The following is an 18,439-nucleotide window of genomic DNA, read 5'->3' as shown; positions in this document are numbered from 1 at the left end:
CAAATTATTCGCATGATTAATCAAGACACAATTGCAGCACAAGCAACCGCACCAGGACGTGGTGGGGTTGGTATTATTCGCGTCTCTGGCAGCTTAGCAAAAAGCGTTGCAGAGCAAATTATTGGTCGTTGCCCTAAAGTACGCTATGCCGACTATGTACCTTTTAAAAGCCTTGCAGGTAAGCAACTTGACCAAGGTATTGCAATTTACTTCGCGGGTCCTAATTCATTTACTGGCGAAGATGTACTTGAGTTACAAGGTCACGGCGGCCCAGTGGTACTAGATATGCTATTAAAGGAAATAAGCCAAATTGAAGGCGTGCGACTTGCCAAGCCAGGTGAGTTTTCAGAACGCGCCTTCATGAACGATAAAATGGATTTAACCCAAGCTGAGGCCATTGCTGATTTAATTAATGCAACCAGTGAACAAGCAGCAAAAAGCGCCCTACAATCGCTTCAGGGTGAGTTTTCAAAGCATATTGATACTCTAGTCGAAAAAGTAATTCATTTGCGTATGTATGTTGAAGCAGCGATTGATTTTCCTGATGAAGAAATAGATTTTCTATCAGACGGTAAAGTCTCTGGTGATCTAAATGCCATTATTGAGCAACTTAACAACGTGACCAACCAAGCTAAGCAAGGCAGTATAATGCGTGAAGGTATGCGTGTTGTTATTGCTGGGCGTCCTAATGCGGGTAAATCTAGCTTACTTAATGCCTTAGCAGGTAGAGAAGCCGCCATCGTGACAGAGATTGCAGGCACCACGCGCGATGTACTACGCGAACATATTCATATAGATGGCATGCCACTGCATATTATAGATACCGCAGGCCTTCGTGAAAGCCCTGATCGAGTAGAACAAATAGGTATAGAGCGCGCATGGGATGAAATAAACCAAGCTGATCGGGTATTATTTATGCTTGATGGCACTGATACAAAAGACACCGACCCACATGCTATTTGGCCGGAGTTTATGGCCAAGCTACCTAATGGTATGGGAGTAACGGTAATCCGAAATAAAGCCGATTTATCGGGTGATGAGGTCGGTATGAGTGAAAACCAGCAATACCCAGTGATAAGTCTCAGTGCTAAAAATGCTGAAGGTATAGAGTTAGTTCGTACTCACTTAAAGGCTTGTATAGGCTTTGATGGCGCCACTGAAGGTGGATTTATGGCGCGCCGTCGTCATTTAGATGCATTAGAAAACGCAGCCCATCATTTGCATACAGGTAAGGACCAATTAGAGATGCATATTGCTGGTGAAATACTGGCAGAAGAACTGCGTTTAACACAGCACTACCTCAATGAAATTACCGGCGAATTTACCTCTGATGACCTACTTGGCAAAATATTTAGCTCGTTTTGTATCGGTAAATAACTTTACTCTCATATAAAAAGAGTGTGAGAGCACTCTTTTTACTCACAATTACGACCTCTTTAATTATAAACCCTCTGTATAAAACCATTCAAAAAATAAAAAACTAAGTCAAATTGCTGGTGGATAACGCCCACTCTAACTCATTCTCCGCTTTAAATAAGTACACATTATCAGCATCTACGGCATTCTGAAGATTACCTGACACGCATATTTGAAAGTCTAATTTCCATTAACGCGACCTAGCTAAAAGCGCTATTTCATCGTTTAATTTGATATTTTTACGCTCAAATTAAGTAATTTAAAAATGCACTTAGCTCTTGATAATAAGCAGTGCTGATCGATCCTAAAATAAAAAAGACGATAAACAGTGCTAATGATCACTTGATAAAGCAAAAAACTTATCCACAAACGGACGATCTTTAAGTTAAAAGACATATTTTTTATAAAAACTAAGTAAGGTTCCTCTCTCTTTTTGTCTTTATTTAACGTTTTTTAAAAAATAAACCGCTAATTTCGCTGTAAATGAAAAAATAATTAATGAAGAGTACTTTTTTATAACCTCAAACGATCGTTATTCACAGCCGATCTATCCACATATTATTTATCAGCACATGAATAAAAATAAACACCTTGTTGCTTATAAAAGATCAATAGCTTAGCAAGTAATCATGCTAATAAATTAACACAAATCCAATAGTTCCACACCAATTACACACAGCTTTATCAGATGATTACATTTTGGAATATTTTATTTTAAAACTTAAAATCAACAATTTAAGCAAGCTTTAATTTTATTGTATAGTTTTACACCATAAAAACTTATACAAAGATCGATTATCTACTTTACTGCGCAGTAAACTTGTTTATCATAACCATCAAATCTAGCAGGAAAGCGATCAACTAAAACATGCATTCAGTAAATATTATTATCGGTAGTCAAATGGGATCTGCAGAATATGTAGGTGAACAACTGGCCGAGCAGTTAATATCGCAAGGGATAACCACTGAAGTACATGATCAACCCGACTTTTCACAAATAGATCAAGACAACACAATCTGGCTTTTGTGTACATCAACATATGGCGCTGGTGACTACCCTGAAAACTTACTTCCTTTTATTGAAAGTATTAATCAAGCTGATGATTTAAAAGGATTAAAGTTTAGTGTTATTGGCTTAGGAGATACAAGCTATGACACCTATAATCTCGCTGGGCGCAATTTAGAGGCGTTACTTTTGAGTAAAGGTGCGCATTGTACGGCCCAGCGACTTGAACTGAACATACTTGACGAAGAGCTACCAGAAGACACTGCTTTAGCCTGGTTGCCAGAGTGGATCGAAATAAATAGCTTAAAAACACAGTGATCTAATGCAAATCCACCAGCTAAAGTTATACACAATATATTGATAATTTAGTTCGATTTGTGGATAACCTATGATCTAACTGCGTTTTTAAGGGTTGTTATCCATGGGATAAGATCCATTCGATTACCCCCTGTGTATAAACAGCTCTTTTGATCAGAGCTTATATCCGTGTTGATCCGATCATATGTACACCTTTAGATCGGATCTAACTCTATGTTTTTATATACAAACTAGACCTTATCAACAGAAAAGCTGATCAGTAGTAGTAATAGAAATAAAAGATCTCTTTAAAAGATCCTTTATATTATTAGAGATCACTTACTTAGATCTTGAGCACAGTTTAATCATTTATCTTCTGTCAATTTATAGGTAGAATACGCTCCCCTTGGCAGTTTGCTGGTTGATTTAAGTAGGATCCTGAAATGATTTTTCACGAAAATTTTGATGTTATCGTTGTTGGTGGTGGGCATGCAGGCACTGAAGCTGCATTGGCTGCTGCGCGTATGGGAATGAATACGCTTTTACTGACTCACAACATGGATACCTTAGGCCAAATGTCATGCAACCCTGCGATTGGTGGGATTGGCAAGGGTCATTTAGTTAAAGAAATTGACGCACTTGGCGGTGCAATGGCTCAAGCTATTGATAAAGGCGGGATCCAATTTCGTACACTAAACTCTTCTAAAGGTCCTGCTGTTCGTGCAACTCGTGCGCAAGCTGATCGCGCTCTTTATAAAGCGGCTATACAAGATATCCTACAAAACCAAGATAATTTAAAGATCTTTCAGCAATCGTGTGATGATCTTATTGTAGAAAATAATCAGGTTAAAGGTGTAGTTACCCAAATGGGGTTACGTTTTAGTGCGCCCTCTGTCGTATTGACTGTTGGTACTTTCCTTGGTGGTCAAATTCATATTGGTCTTGAGAATTTTAAAGGCGGCAGAGCGGGTGATCCACCTTCAATAGCATTAGCTGATCGCTTACGTGAATTGCCATTTCGCGTTGATCGCTTAAAAACTGGCACACCTCCACGTATTGATGCACGTACTGTTGATTTTAGTAAAATGCAAGAACAGCCAGGTGATGCACCGACTCCTGTATTTTCATTTTTAGGTAAGCAATCAGATCATCCACAACAGATCCCGTGTTACATCACATACACTAATGAAAAAACGCATGATGTGATCCGCAATAATTTACATCGTTCGCCAATGTACTCTGGTGTAATTGAAGGTATTGGCCCACGCTACTGCCCTTCTATTGAAGACAAGATAGTTCGTTTTGCAGATAAAGATAAACACCAAATATTTGTTGAGCCGGAAGGATTAACCTCTTATGAGCTTTACCCTAATGGAATATCAACCAGCTTACCGTTTGATGTGCAACTTGAAATAGTCCAATCAATAGACGGTTTTGAAAATGCCCATATTTGTCGTCCAGGTTATGCAATTGAGTATGACTTTTTTGATCCTCGCGATTTAAAGAAATCACTCGAAACTAAATTTATTGATGGTTTATTCTTTGCCGGCCAAATCAATGGCACCACAGGTTATGAAGAAGCGGGTGCACAAGGTTTAATTGCGGGTATGAATGCGGCATTACAAGTTCAAGGTAAAGAACCATGGACTCCACGTCGTGATGAGGCCTATGTGGGTGTACTTATTGATGACTTAACAACACTCGGTACCAAAGAACCATACCGTATGTTTACTAGCCGTGCTGAATATCGTTTATTACTACGTGAAGATAATGCTGATATTCGTTTGACTGCAAAAGGTCGTGAATTAGGTTTAGTTAATGACGAGCGTTGGCAGTCATTTAACGAAAAAATGGATGTAATCGCAAAAGAATCACAGCGCATTAAAGAAACGTGGATCCATAAAGATCATACTGTTATTGATCAAGTAAATAACTTATTGAAAACACCATTGGTACGCGAAGCAAGTTTAGAAGATCTTTTACGTCGTCCTGAAATACGTTATAACGATCTAATGGCTATTGATGGCCTTGGATCTGAATTTGATAATGAAGCTGCACTTGAGCAAGTTGAGATCCATACTAAGTATGCTGGTTACATTGCACGCCAGCAAGATGAGATCAATAAACAATTACGTCACGAAGAAACAGTATTACCAAAAGATTATGACTATTCGACTGTTTCGGGGTTATCAAATGAGGTTGTTGCTAAGTTAACAGAAGCTCGCCCTGACACTATCGGCCAAGCATCGCGTATTTCTGGTATCACCCCTGCGGCGATTTCGCTATTATTAGTGTATCTAAAGAAGCAAGGCTTGTTACGTAAAATTGCGTAACGATTAAGGAATACTGTGTTACAGCAACAATTGACCTCTTTGTTAGCGCAAACTGATATTGCGCTAACTGAAAAACAACAGCAGCAACTCGTTCAATATGTTGAGCTACTTAACAAATGGAACAAAGCATATAATCTAACGTCTGTGCGTATGCCAGAGGAAATGATGATTAAACACATCATGGATAGTTTAGTTGTTGCTCCTCACCTACCCGGTCATCATTATATAGATGTTGGTACCGGCCCTGGCTTACCGGGTATTGTTTTAGCGATAGCGCTACCCGATACTCAGTTTGTTTTACTAGATAGTTTAGGCAAGCGAGTAAGATTTTTAATGCAAGTTAAACATGAGCTTGGCCTTAAAAATGTCACCCCAGTTCAGTCTAGAGTTGAACAATACCAACCAAGTGTTAAATTAGATGGTGTATTAAGTCGTGCATTTGCTTCATTGCAAGATATGGTTGACTGGTGTTCACACTTGATTGATCATTCAGGTAAATTTATAGCATTAAAAGGTGTGTTTCCTAGTGACGAACTAGAATCATTACCTGCAGGCATTAAATTTGAGCAAAAAATAGCATTGGAAGTTCCAGAGTTAGATGCACAAAGACATTTAATTATTCTTTCTAAAGACTAGGGATCAGAGCACTGTGGCAAAAGTCATTGCAATAGCAAATCAAAAAGGCGGCGTGGGTAAAACCACCACAGCTGTAAATTTAGCAGCTTCTATGGCAGCAACAAAACGCAAAGTGCTATTAATCGATCTTGATCCGCAAGGTAATGCGACCATGGGAAGCGGTGTTGATAAATACAGTGATGTTGCAACCATCTATGATTTATTAATCGAAGAAAAGCCAATCGATGAAGTAGTATGCAAAGAGACCTCTGGTGAATATCATTTAATTGCTGCTAATGGCGATGTTACCGCAGCAGAAGTAAAGCTGATGGAGCTTTTTGCTCGCGAGATACGCTTACGTAATGCACTTGAGAAAATATCGGATCAATACGAATTTATTTTTATCGACTGCCCACCTTCTCTAAATATGTTAACAGTAAACGCAATGGCTGCTGCAGATTCCATTTTAGTGCCAATGCAGTGTGAATATTATGCTCTTGAAGGATTAACTGCTTTGATGGATACCATTACCCAACTTGCTAAGATGGTTAATCCAAAACTGCAAATAGAAGGTATATTGCGTACGATGTACGATCCACGTAATCGATTAGCAAACGATGTATCAGAACAGTTAAAACAACATTTTGGTGATAAAGTATACCGTACTGTCATTCCACGTAATGTACGTTTAGCCGAAGCCCCAAGTTTTGGCGCACCCGCTATGTACTATGACCGGGCATCAAGTGGCGCTAAAGCATATTTAGCCCTTGCCGGTGAAATGCTTCGCAGAAAAGAAAAAAAATCTCCTGTCGTCGCCTAACTTTGAGGTAAAAAAATAACATGTCTGCTAAAAAACGCGGTTTAGGCCGAGGACTCGATGCTTTACTAAGTTCATCAAAACCAGCACCAACGTCAGTAAATCAAGATTCGGCTGAGTTATCACCTGTAATAGAACAATCAGTTGATGGTCCAAAGTCTGATTTACAGAAATTAGCGATTGAGTTCTTACATTCAGGTAAATACCAACCGCGTAAAGACATGTCGGAAGAAGCACTTGAAGAGCTTGCCAGCTCAATTCGTTCACAAGGTATTATCCAGCCAATCGTAGTGCGCCCAATTGCAGAAAATAGTTATGAAATTATTGCCGGTGAGCGTCGCTGGCGTGCAGCACAGATAGCGAAGCTTGATGTTGTTCCCTGTATTATTAAAGATGTCCCTGATGAAGCGGCTGTCGCTATCGCGCTTATTGAAAATATTCAGCGTGAAGACTTAAATGCAATGGAAGAAGCGATAGCATTAAGTCGTTTACTAAATGAATTTGAATTAACACACCAACAAGTTGCTGAGGCGGTAGGTAAATCCCGCACCACTGTTACTAATTTACTGCGCTTAAATAACTTAAACGATGATGTTAAAATATTGTTAGAGCATGGTGACATCGAAATGGGCCATGCACGCTGCTTGTTGGCATTAGAAGGTGAGTCGCAATCTGATGCTGCCAGACTTGCCGTAGCAAAAGCGCTGACTGTTCGTGAAACAGAGAAGTTAGTTCGTTCAATTTTAGAGCCCGCACCTAAAAAAGAGCCTTTAGAAAAAGATCCAGATGTCAAACAGTTAGAACAGCAACTAGCTGATAATTTAGGCGCCAAAGTAGAAATCAACTACAACAAAAAAGGCAAAGGTAAATTGGTTATTTCCTACACTAATTTAGATGAGTTGGATGGAATTTTAAATCGTATAAACCAAGACTATTCCCAGCATTAATTAATATCATGTCCAAAATGAGACAATTGTCTCATTTTTGCACCACAATACACCGACTCAAGTTGCAAAACTGGCAGGATTCAGTATAATTTCGCCAGTTTTCATACCCTGACAAATAGAACGCCAATAAGGTTAACGAAACGTGACTAATAAGTTAGCAGCGCCTTATCAATTGGCTGCATTTAAATTAATCTGTTTGCAAGGTAGTGTAGCATTGGTTGCTGCCATAATTATTTTTCTCGGTTGGGGGGTCAACGCCGGCCTATCAGCATTAGCTGGAGGCGCTGTAGCGGTACTTCCCCACTGTGTATTTGCCATCTATGCATTCAGGTATATGGGTGCTAGTAGAGTAAATCAAGCGTATACCTCGCTAAAGCGTGGTAATGGGCTAAAATTTTTGCTGACAATCATATTGTTTGCGCTAGTACTAAAGCATTTTACGGTAATAATGTTACCTTTTTTTAGTATTTATGTACTTGCGCTAATAACAGGATTGTTTGCACCCGTTTTTTTTAAACATTAACTTTTGGGATATAACATGGCTGCAGAAGAAGTTACTCTATCTAGCCATATTCAGCACCACTTAACCAATGCTAAGATGTGCTCGACCGACGCCGGTCTTGCCTTCAATAAAGCATGTGCGGATAGTGGTTTCTGGACATGGCATATAGATACCCTCGCATGGTCTATCGGTTTAGGTCTTATATTTTTATGGATCTTCCGTAGTGCCGCTAAAAAATCAACACTGGGTGTACCGGGTAAATTTCAATGTTTTATTGAAATGATTGTTGAGTTCGTTGGCGACAACGTACGTGATACCTTCCACGGTAAGAGCAAGCTTATCGCACCATTAGCATTAACAATATTCGTGTGGATATTCTTAATGAACTTAATGGACTTAATACCTGTTGATTTCTTACCTGCATTTGCTGGATTTGTTGGCGAAACTGCATTTGGTATGGACTCACACGATGTATACATGAAAATCGTACCTACTACTGATATCAACTTAACAGCAGCGCTAGCGCTAGGTGTGTTTTTATTGATGATCGGTTACTCAATTAAAATCAAGGGTATCGGTGGTTTCATTAAAGAGTTAACGCTTCACCCGTTCAGCTCTAATAACACATTGGTTCAAATTCTTTTGATCCCATTTAATTTGTTACTTGAACTTATTGCTCTTGTTGCTAAGCCTTTCTCGCTAGCACTGCGTTTGTTCGGTAATTTATATGCTGGTGAGTTGATTTTCATCTTAATCGGCGCAGTTGGTTTAATGCAACTTCCGTTGCACTTTATCTGGGCAGTATTCCATATCTTAGTAATCGTATTACAAGCGTTCGTATTCATGATGCTTACAATCGTTTACCTAAGCATGGCAAGCTCTGATAATCACTAATTACTAGATTTACAATTTTACTTTAACTTTAATATACAATTGAAACTTTGGAGAAATAAATGGAAGCTTTAGAACTTTTAAACGGCTTAAAATACATCGCAGTTGCACTACTAATTGGTTTTGGTGCAATTGGTACAGCGATTGGTTTTGGTAACATGGGTGGTAAATTCCTAGAAGCATGTGCGCGTCAACCTGAACTTGCTCCTTCACTACAAGTTAAGATGTTCATCCTAGCTGGTCTAATCGATGCTGTAGCAATGATTGGTGTTGGTATCGCGATGGTATTGTTGTTCGTACTTTAATTTTATTTTTTGAACAGCTTACTATTTAAGGAGGAGCGGTTGTGAACTTAAACGCCACTCTTATCGGTGAATTAATTGCATTTACGGTGTTCGTACTTTTCTGTATGAAATTCGTATGGCCACCATTAAACGGTGCAATTGAAGCTCGCCAAAAGAAAATCGAAGATGGTTTAGCTGCCTCTGATAGAGCCGAGAAAGACTTAGAACTTGCGCAAAAGAAAGCTGCTGATCAGCTTAAAGATGCAAAAGCTCAAGCGGCTGATATCATTGATCAAGCTAAAAAGCGTGCCGTGCTAATTGTTGACGAAGAAACAGTTCGTGGTCAGCAAGAGCGTGAAAAAATTATTGCTCAAGGGCAATCTGAAATCGAAGCAGAACGTAACCGTGTAACAGAAGAGCTACGTAAACAAGTAGCTACTCTTGCAGTGGTTGGTGCTGAACGTATTTTAGAGCGCGAAATCAATCAAGCCGCACATAGTGACATCGTTGAAAAACTTGTCGCTGAGCTGTAATTAGGAGGGTATGAGCATGTCTGAATTGACTACTATCGCTCGCCCATACGCTAAAGCGGCTTTTGAACTTGCCGTTGAAAAAGGCACCATTGAAAGCTGGAATGATATGTTGTTCTTTGCTGGCCACGTTGCCAGCAATGAACAGGCATTTGCCATTTTAGCCGGATTGCCTACTGCTTCAGCACAAGCTGAGTTATTTATTAACTTATGTGGTGAGCAGCTCAACGAACAAGGTCAGAACCTAGTGAAGGTGATGGCTGAAAATGGACGTTTGATCGCCCTACCAGCAGTTGCTCAGTTATTCGCTGAATTTAAAGCTGAATACGACAAAGAAATCGAAGTAGATGTGATTTCGGCAACGCCTCTGGCTGCACAGCAGCAAGAATCATTGGTAGCGGCACTTGAAAAACGTTTCGCACGCAAAGTTAAGCTGAATTGTAGTGAAGACGCTACAGTGGTTGGCGGACTAATTATTAAGTCTGGTGATACTGTAATCGACGGCTCTATTCGCGGAAAATTAAACCGCTTAGCCACAACACTACAATCGTAATTGGGAAAAAGAGCATGCAACTTAATTCCACTGAAATTTCTGATCTGATCAAACAACGTATTGAGAAGTTCGAAGTTGTAAGTGAAGCTCGTAACGAAGGTACTATTGTATCTGTTACTGACGGTATCATCCGCATCCACGGTCTAGCTGACTGTATGCAAGGTGAGATGATTGAGCTTCCTGGCAACCGTTATGCTATCGCACTAAACCTTGAGCGTGACTCAATTGGTGCAGTAGTAATGGGTCCTTACGCTGACCTTACAGAAGGCGTAAAAGTATACACAACTGGTCGTATCTTAGAAGTTCCTGTTGGTGCGGGTCTACTTGGTCGTGTTGTTAACACACTAGGTGCTCCTATCGATGGTAAAGGCGCTTTAGATAACGACGGTTTTGAACCTGTAGAAAAAATTGCACCAGGTGTAATCGAGCGTCAATCAGTAGATGAGCCAGTACAAACTGGTTACAAATCTATCGATGCTATGATCCCAGTTGGTCGTGGTCAGCGTGAGCTTGTTATCGGTGACCGCCAAACAGGTAAAACTGCACTAGCAATCGATGCAATCATCAACCAAAAAGACACAGGCGTTAAGTGTGTGTACGTAGCGGTTGGTCAAAAAGCATCTACTATTGCTAACGTAGTACGTAAATTAGAAGAGCACGGTGCACTTGCAAATACTATCGTAGTTGTAGCATCTGCTTCTGAGTCTGCGGCACTTCAGTACCTAGCTCCGTTCTCGGGCTGTACTATGGGTGAATACTTCCGTGACCGTGGTGAAAACGCATTAATCGTATATGATGATTTATCTAAGCAAGCTGTTGCTTACCGTCAAATCTCATTGCTACTTAAGCGTCCACCAGGCCGTGAAGCATACCCAGGTGACGTATTCTATCTTCACTCTCGCCTTCTTGAGCGTGCATCGCGTGTAAACGCTGATTACGTTGAAAAATTTACGAACGGTGAAGTGAAAGGTCAAACAGGTTCATTGACGGCATTGCCAATCATTGAAACTCAAGGCGGCGACGTTTCTGCGTTCGTACCGACTAACGTTATCTCTATCACCGATGGTCAGATCTTCTTAGAAACTGACTTATTCAACTCAGGTATCCGTCCGGCAGTAAATGCTGGTATCTCGGTATCGCGTGTTGGTGGTGCTGCACAGACTAAAATCGTTAAGAAACTAGGTGGCGGTATCCGTCTAGCCCTAGCTCAGTACCGTGAATTAGCTGCGTTCTCGCAGTTCGCGTCTGACCTTGATGATGCTACACGTGCTCAACTTGAGCATGGTGAGCGTGTAACAGAGCTAATGAAGCAGAAACAGTACGCGCCAATGTCTGTTGCTGAAATGTCTTTGTCGTTATTTGCAGCTGAGAAAGGTTATCTAAAAGATATCGAAATCGCTAAAATTATGGATTTCGAAGCCGCTTTACTTTCTTATGCAAACAGCACATACGCAGAGCTTGTGGCTCAAATCAATGAAACAGGTAACTACAACGCCGAGATCGAAGCGCAGCTTAAAGAACTTCTAGAGAAGTTCAAGTCTACGCAAACTTGGTAATTTAGTTATTAATGGTGTGCTTTAGCTTGCTAAAGCTCACCTTGATTCGGAGAGAGAGTCATGGCCAGCGGAAAAGAGATTAAAAGCAAGATCGGCAGTATTAAAAATACTCAAAAGATCACCAGTGCAATGGAAATGGTTGCTGCGTCTAAAATGAAAAAGGCGCAAGAACGAGTGGCTTCAAGCCGTCCATACGCTGAAAAATTACGTAAAGTGATTGGTCGTGTTGCTCAAGCAAATCTTGATTTTACTCACCCGTTCCTAGAAGAACGTGAAGTAAAACGAGTTGGTTATATTGTTATCTCTACTGACCGTGGTTTGTGTGGCGGTTTAAACTCAAATGAGTTTAAGAAAGTTGCACAAGACGTTAAAGCGTGGAAAGAAAAAGGTGTAGACGCCGAGTTTGCAACTTTAGGCAGCAAAGCTGCAGGTTTTTTCCAACGTTTTGGTGGTCAACTGCTCGCTAAAAAAGCGGGTTTAGGAGATAAACCTTCAGTACAAGACGTAATTGGTCCTGTAAAAATAATGCTAGATGCATTTTCTGAAGGTAAAATTGACCGTTTATTCTTGGTATATAACAACTTCGTTAATACCATGAAGCAAGAGCCAATGATAGATCAGTTACTCCCTTTGCCAAAAGCTGAAAAAGAAGTTTCTGCACATGCATGGGACTACTTGTATGAGCCAAACCCAGACGCGATATTAGAAGCGCTGTTAGTACGCTTTATTGAGTCTCAAGTATACCAAGGTGTAGTTGAGAACGCTGCCTCTGAACAGGCTGCCCGTATGGTTGCGATGAAAGCTGCAACTGATAACGCTGGCGACCTTATGGATGAGTTACAGCTTATTTATAACAAGGCGCGCCAAGCTGCAATCACACAGGAAATTAGTGAGATTGTTTCTGGTTCAGCCGCAGTTTAATGCTTCTGGCAAAGATTTAAGAGAGGAATAGACATGAGTTTAGGTAAGGTCGTCCAAATTATCGGTGCCGTTGTGGATATTGAATATCCGCAAAACAACGTGCCAGCCGTGTATGACGCACTAAGAGTAACAGATGGCGATTTAGCAGGTTTGACTCTAGAAGTTCAACAACAGCTAGGTGGCGGTGTGGTACGTGCTATCGCACTAGGTACTACAGACGGTTTACGTCGTAGTGCTTCAGTAGAAAATACAGGTGAAGCGATTAAAGTTCCAGTTGGTACTGCAACGTTAGGTCGTATCATGAACGTACTTGGTGAGCCAATCGATGAAGCGGGTCCAATCGGCGAAGAAGACCGTATGTCTATTCACCGTGCAGCACCTTCATATGAAGAGCAATCAAGTTCAATTGAACTTTTAGAGACTGGTATCAAGGTAATCGACCTTGTATGTCCATTCGCTAAAGGTGGTAAAGTTGGTTTATTCGGTGGTGCCGGTGTTGGTAAAACCGTAAACATGATGGAACTTATCCGTAACATCGCGATCGAACACAGCGGCTACTCAGTATTCGCAGGTGTTGGTGAGCGTACACGTGAGGGTAACGATTTCTACCATGAGATGAACGATTCAAACGTACTTGATAAAGTATCGCTTGTATACGGTCAGATGAACGAGCCTCCAGGTAACCGTTTACGCGTAGCGTTAACTGGTCTTACTATGGCTGAGAAATTCCGTGACGAAGGTCGTGACGTACTTTTCTTCGTAGATAACATCTACCGTTACACACTTGCAGGTACAGAAGTATCAGCACTTCTTGGTCGTATGCCATCAGCGGTAGGTTACCAGCCTACACTAGCTGAAGAAATGGGTGTACTTCAAGAACGTATTGCATCTACTAAGACTGGTTCAATTACTTCAATCCAAGCGGTATACGTACCTGCGGATGATTTAACGGATCCATCGCCAGCAACAACCTTTGCTCACTTAGATGCAACAGTTGTACTTTCTCGTGATATCGCTTCACTTGGTATCTACCCTGCGGTAGACCCACTTGATTCATCTTCACGTCAACTTGACCCTCAAGTAATTGGTCAAGAGCACTACGATACTGCACGTGGCGTTCAAACAGTTCTTCAGCGTTACAAAGAACTTAAAGACATCATCGCAATCCTAGGTATGGACGAGCTTTCTGACGAAGATAAGCAACTTGTATCTCGTGCACGTAAAATCCAGCGTTTCCTATCTCAGCCGTTCTTCGTGGCAGAGGTATTTACAGGTGCGTCAGGTAAATACGTTTCACTAAAAGATACTATTGCTGGCTTTAAAGGCATCTTAAACGGTGAGTTTGATGACCTTCCAGAGCAAGCGTTCTACATGGTTGGCTCTATCGAAGAAGCTCAAGAAAAAGCCAAAGGCATGTAATTAGGAGGGTAGTATGGCAGCTATGACTGTACATCTTGATGTAGTAAGTGCTGAAGAGAAATTATTTTCTGGTTTAGTTGAATCTATTCAAGTAAGTGGTAGTGAAGGTGAACTAGGTGTTAATGCTGGTCACGCTCCACTACTCACTGCCCTTAAACCTGGTATGGTACGTTTAGTTAAGCAGTTTGGTGAAGAAGAATTCATCTACATTGCAGGCGGTACGCTAGAAGTTCAACCGAATATTGTTTCTGTACTTGCAGACACAGCTATTCGCGGTGAAGACTTAGACGAACAAGCTGCAGAGCAAGCTAAGCGTGACGCTGAGAAACAAATGGAACAAGGTGGTACTGCTGAGTTAGATTATAACCAAGCAGCTGTTCAATTAGCTGAGGCAATTGCCCAGTTACGCGTTATTCAGCAATTACGTAATAAGTAAGCCTATCCGGTTTATTAAAAGCCCACTTTATGTGGGCTTTTTTGTGCTTAGAATAAATTATTGATGCAAAGAGTGCATTAGATCACTTCTTATACTTATATCCTTCACCAAACCTCGCTACAATAACGACAGATAAGCAACCACTCACTCAATTTAGGTACGCAGCATAAGATTATTTTTGCTGCGAGTATGTGCACATGAAGTGGCATGCGTGACCACATAGTCAGAGTCAAGGGTTGTATTAGTTAACTAAAACAAAGAAAGAAGGAAATTGTTTTAATGTCACTTACGACAGTTATTTTAGCTGCGGGTAAAGGTACTCGTATGCGTTCAGCGCTTCCAAAAGTTTTACATAAGGTTGCGGGTAAACCAATGGTGCAACATGTTATAGATAATGCCAATGCGTTGGGGGCGACTTCAACCAACCTAGTTTATGGTCATGGCGGCGAATTATTACAACAACAACTAGCCGGTAACGAAGTCAATTGGGTTTTACAAGCTGATCAATTAGGCACAGGCCATGCGGTTGCGCAAGCTAACCCGTACATTAATGATGAAGACACTGTTTTAGTTTTGTACGGTGATGTACCACTGACCAAACAATCTACCCTTGAACGCTTGCTTGAAGCGACGCCAAAGAATGGCTTGGCGGTACTCACTGTTAATTTAGTGAACCCAAATGGCTACGGCCGTATGTTACGTGTAAATGGAAAATTGGTTGGTATTGTTGAACAAAAAGATGCAACACCAGAGCAGTTATTAATTACTGAAGTAAACACCGGTATTATGGCGGTGAATGGCAAGCTATTAAAAAGCTGGTTAGGTAATCTATCTAACGAGAATGCCCAAGGTGAATATTATTTAACAGATATCGTTGCCATGGCGCATAGTGAAGGCGTTGAAATAAGCTCGGCACAACCTGATCACCCAATGGAAGTTGAAGGCGCCAATAATCGTGTACAACTTGCAGGCCTTGAGCGTGCTTATCAGGCGTGGCAAGCTGAAGAGTTGATGCTAAACGGTGCGACTCTTGCCGATCCTGCACGTATTGATGTACGTGGAGAAGTGAGAACAGGTGAAGATGTACTGATTGACGTGAACGTTATATTTGAGGGCAAAGTTACTTTAGGTAATAACGTTGAGATCGGACCTAACTGTGTGCTTAAAAACTGTACCGTTGGCGATAATGTGATTATAAAAGCGAATACCTTAATTGAAGAGGCAAGCGTTGCTGATAAATGTACGCTGGGTCCTTTTGCACGTTTGCGTCCAGGTGCGATTATGGAAGAAGATTCGCATATCGGTAATTTTGTAGAGATGAAAAAATCGCGTCTTGGAAAAGGCTCTAAGGCAAATCACTTAACTTACCTTGGTGATGCTGAAGTTGGTGAAAAGGTCAATATCGGTGCAGGTACCATCACATGTAACTACGATGGCGTGAATAAATCTAAAACCATTATTGGTGATAATTCATTTATTGGTTCAAACACCTCACTTGTCGCACCCGTTAATATCGGTGCAACAGCCACAATTGGGGCAGGGTCTGTCATTACAAATTCAGTCGCAGATGAACAACTAGCTGTAGCTCGTGGAAAACAACGAAACCTAGATGGTTGGAAGCGACCCGTTAAAAAATAATTAAGTTTTCTTCTTTTAAAAAGCGAGGTTAAAAACTCGCTTTTTTATTGCATAAAAGTAATTAAATAAAAGTGCCATATTGTTGTCATGCCTTTGTGTTGATATTTAGCTAATTACAATACTAAGGAAATAATAATGTTACGAAGAACACTACTTGCGCTATCTATTTTATCGGTACTCACAGGTTGCGCTCTTGAAGGGGATGATGGGATAAACGGTACTCAAGGCGAGCCCGGTGCGCAAGGAATCGCAGGAACAGATGGTGTAAACGGCACTAATGCAAATTCAGACCTTAATATAAATCTTATTGGTCGAGCGGTGCTCAATGCACAAAGTCCAGAAGGCGCAGCTGAAATTGTCGCATATCAAAAATCAAAAAAATGGATATACGCAATAAATAGTTCAGGTGATGCCGCTGTGATAAATATTATCCCTGCTGATATCTTTGATACTGCCGCACTTGTAAAAGATAACGAAGGTATAATTAATACCACGAATTTGAGCACTGCAATTACACTTTCCCTGAATGAAAATACACCAGGCGATGCAAACAGCATAGCAATAGATTCCAATAATGAATTACTCGCGGTAGCGATGGCAGCAAAGAACGTTGGAGAAGCGGGTCAAATTGCGTTTTACGACATCAGTGGCGACAGCCCTGTATTCATTAAGAACGTTACGGCTGGTTTTTTACCCGATATGGTTACGTTTACTCATAACGGCACAAAAGTGGTTGTTGCAAATGAAGGTGAACCGAATGGTGACTACAGTATTGATCCTGAAGGCTCAATTAGTATCATCAATGTCGTAGAGGGTGTGATTGAAGATACCGCCACGAGTATTGGTTTTGCTGCTTATAACAACCAGCAAGCAGCACTTGAAGCGAAAGGACTCGTTTTTGCAAATCCAAGAGGGCGCACTATTAATGGTAATTTAATTAGTACCACTGTTGCTATGGATTTAGAGCCTGAATATGTAAGCATTTCTAAAGATAATAAATACGCTTTTGTATCAATTCAAGAAAATAACGGTCTCGCTATTGTTAACCTTGAAGATAATAGCCTTGAGCTAAAAGGGTTGGGATTCAAAGCCTGGGCTAATTTACAAATAGACGCCTCAGATAAAGATGGTGGTATAAATTTCAATTCATACCCAGGTCTATATGGTATGTATCAGCCAGACACAATTTCAAGCTTTAGCTGGAAAGGTGCAAACTTTATTGTTTCAGCAAATGAAGGCGATGCGCGTGAATACTTTTTTGATGCAACTGATGAAGCAGATTGCACAGCTAAAGGTGGCCTAGATTATGATGAAGACGATGGGTGCCTTGCCTATATAGACGAAAGCCGTGTTGAGGACTTAGCTCTTGCTAGCAATTTTGATTACTTAAACAATGATGATAACGATATTGGTCGTTTAAAAGTAACTACGGTGAAAGGTGATAGTAATGAAGATGGTCAATACGAGGCTCTTTATGCGTATGGCGCGCGTTCGTTTACTATTTGGGATAGTAACGGGCTGGTGGTATTTGACTCGGGAGATACGATAGGCCGTATTACAGCTTCTGTTCATGGTGACGCATTTAATAATAACGAAGACGAAAACAAAGGTGATACTCGCTCAGATGATAAAGGTGCTGAACCAGAGGCTTTAACATTAGGTGAAATAAATGACCGACTATTTGCTTTTGTAGGTTTAGAGAGAATGGGTGGGATAATGGTATTTGATATAACCAATCCTTACGATGTGAAATTTCAAGATTACTTCTACAATCGAGGCTTAGAAACTGGAGCGCAAATCAGCGGTGATCTTGCCCCCGAAGGTATGAGTTTTATTCCAGCGTCTGAAAGTGCAACTAATCAAGCGTTGTTGATTGTTGGTAACGAAATTTCAGGTTCCATTGCGGTTTGGGAAATTAGCACAAAATAGTAAACTATAAAAATAAGAGCGATGCATGCCTAATGATGTATCGCTTTCTCTCTCTCACAAATAAGTGTACTTTTGTTTGTTTATTATACTAAATAGTATCTGCAGCCCTTTGTTTGTATGGTTATTGTACTAAATTGCAATTAATTTAATAAAACTAAAATAAAGCATTGACCGCCTCCAAATAATCCCTATAATGCGCATCCACTGACCCGGCAGGCAGCAATGAAAAGCGCTGAATAAACGGTAAGTGAGTCGAGTAAAACTTAATTTTAAAATTTCTTAAAAATTAAGTGTTGACAAAAAAAATGGAAAGCGTAACATGCGCAGCCCTAGCGAGATAAAGTAAATA

At 40.7% G+C, this 18,439-nt stretch carries 17 protein-coding genes; all 17 read left to right on the top strand.

Annotated elements, in window-relative coordinates:
- Window positions 1-12 precede the first annotated feature (12 nt).
- A complete protein-coding gene (gene mnmE, locus ACFI4Z_RS16890; protein ID WP_462671580.1) occupies window positions 13-1,377 on the top strand; it encodes a tRNA uridine-5-carboxymethylaminomethyl(34) synthesis GTPase MnmE in 1,365 nt (454 codons plus the stop codon).
- Window positions 1,378-2,284: 907 nt separating this feature from the next.
- A complete protein-coding gene (locus tag ACFI4Z_RS16885) occupies window positions 2,285-2,740 on the top strand; it encodes a flavodoxin domain-containing protein (RefSeq protein WP_462671579.1) in 456 nt (151 codons plus the stop codon).
- A gap of 422 nt (window positions 2,741-3,162) precedes the next feature.
- Window positions 3,163-5,052 carry a tRNA uridine-5-carboxymethylaminomethyl(34) synthesis enzyme MnmG gene (gene mnmG, locus ACFI4Z_RS16880; protein WP_462671578.1) on the top strand — a complete coding sequence of 630 codons (1,890 nt, stop codon included), beginning with the start codon at window positions 3,163-3,165 and terminating at the stop codon, window positions 5,050-5,052.
- Window positions 5,053-5,067: 15 nt separating this feature from the next.
- Window positions 5,068-5,688: a 16S rRNA (guanine(527)-N(7))-methyltransferase RsmG gene (rsmG, locus tag ACFI4Z_RS16875; RefSeq protein ID WP_058561988.1), complete on the top strand. Its 621-nt coding sequence runs from the start codon at window positions 5,068-5,070 to the stop codon at window positions 5,686-5,688.
- Window positions 5,689-5,701: 13 nt separating this feature from the next.
- A complete protein-coding gene (locus tag ACFI4Z_RS16870) occupies window positions 5,702-6,487 on the top strand; it encodes a ParA family protein (protein ID WP_394193849.1) in 786 nt (261 codons plus the stop codon).
- 20 nt (window positions 6,488-6,507) lie between these two features.
- Window positions 6,508-7,431, top strand: a complete 924-nt coding sequence (locus tag ACFI4Z_RS16865) for a ParB/RepB/Spo0J family partition protein (RefSeq protein WP_462671577.1) — start codon at window positions 6,508-6,510, stop codon at window positions 7,429-7,431.
- Window positions 7,432-7,573: 142 nt separating this feature from the next.
- A complete protein-coding gene (locus ACFI4Z_RS16860; RefSeq protein WP_462671576.1) occupies window positions 7,574-7,954 on the top strand; it encodes an ATP synthase subunit I in 381 nt (126 codons plus the stop codon).
- Between the two features lie 15 nt (window positions 7,955-7,969).
- The gene (gene atpB, locus ACFI4Z_RS16855) at window positions 7,970-8,827 is read left to right on the top strand and encodes a F0F1 ATP synthase subunit A (RefSeq protein WP_058561984.1); all 858 of its coding nucleotides are present in this window, start codon (window positions 7,970-7,972) and stop codon (window positions 8,825-8,827) included.
- 59 nt (window positions 8,828-8,886) lie between these two features.
- Complete coding sequence (gene atpE / locus ACFI4Z_RS16850) at window positions 8,887-9,129, top strand: F0F1 ATP synthase subunit C (protein WP_008112128.1); 243 nt, start codon at window positions 8,887-8,889, stop codon at window positions 9,127-9,129.
- Between the two features lie 41 nt (window positions 9,130-9,170).
- Window positions 9,171-9,641 carry a F0F1 ATP synthase subunit B gene (gene atpF / locus ACFI4Z_RS16845; RefSeq protein WP_099297124.1) on the top strand — a complete coding sequence of 157 codons (471 nt, stop codon included), beginning with the start codon at window positions 9,171-9,173 and terminating at the stop codon, window positions 9,639-9,641.
- Window positions 9,642-9,657: 16 nt separating this feature from the next.
- Window positions 9,658-10,191 (top strand): F0F1 ATP synthase subunit delta, encoded by a 534-nt coding sequence (atpH, locus tag ACFI4Z_RS16840; protein ID WP_462671575.1) that lies wholly within the window; start codon window positions 9,658-9,660, stop codon window positions 10,189-10,191.
- 14 nt (window positions 10,192-10,205) lie between these two features.
- The gene (gene atpA, locus ACFI4Z_RS16835) at window positions 10,206-11,747 is read left to right on the top strand and encodes a F0F1 ATP synthase subunit alpha (RefSeq protein ID WP_462671574.1); all 1,542 of its coding nucleotides are present in this window, start codon (window positions 10,206-10,208) and stop codon (window positions 11,745-11,747) included.
- A gap of 60 nt (window positions 11,748-11,807) precedes the next feature.
- Entirely contained in the window at window positions 11,808-12,668 is an 861-nt protein-coding gene (atpG, locus tag ACFI4Z_RS16830; protein ID WP_462671573.1) for a F0F1 ATP synthase subunit gamma, read from the top strand.
- Window positions 12,669-12,701: 33 nt separating this feature from the next.
- Window positions 12,702-14,087, top strand: a complete 1,386-nt coding sequence (gene atpD, locus ACFI4Z_RS16825; RefSeq protein ID WP_462671572.1) for a F0F1 ATP synthase subunit beta — start codon at window positions 12,702-12,704, stop codon at window positions 14,085-14,087.
- A gap of 13 nt (window positions 14,088-14,100) precedes the next feature.
- On the top strand, window positions 14,101-14,523 hold the full coding sequence (locus ACFI4Z_RS16820; protein ID WP_462671571.1) for a F0F1 ATP synthase subunit epsilon: 423 nt from the start codon (window positions 14,101-14,103) through the stop codon (window positions 14,521-14,523).
- A gap of 279 nt (window positions 14,524-14,802) precedes the next feature.
- On the top strand, window positions 14,803-16,161 hold the full coding sequence (gene glmU / locus ACFI4Z_RS16815; RefSeq protein ID WP_462671570.1) for a bifunctional UDP-N-acetylglucosamine diphosphorylase/glucosamine-1-phosphate N-acetyltransferase GlmU: 1,359 nt from the start codon (window positions 14,803-14,805) through the stop codon (window positions 16,159-16,161).
- 135 nt (window positions 16,162-16,296) lie between these two features.
- On the top strand, window positions 16,297-18,090 hold the full coding sequence (locus ACFI4Z_RS16810) for a choice-of-anchor I family protein (RefSeq protein ID WP_462671569.1): 1,794 nt from the start codon (window positions 16,297-16,299) through the stop codon (window positions 18,088-18,090).
- Window positions 18,091-18,439: the final 349 nt, after the last annotated feature.

This window comes from Pseudoalteromonas sp. RWi3 (assembly GCF_054960735.1).
The sequence above is the reverse complement of the archived record's forward strand: the minus strand, read 5'-3'. Positions and strand labels throughout refer to the sequence as shown.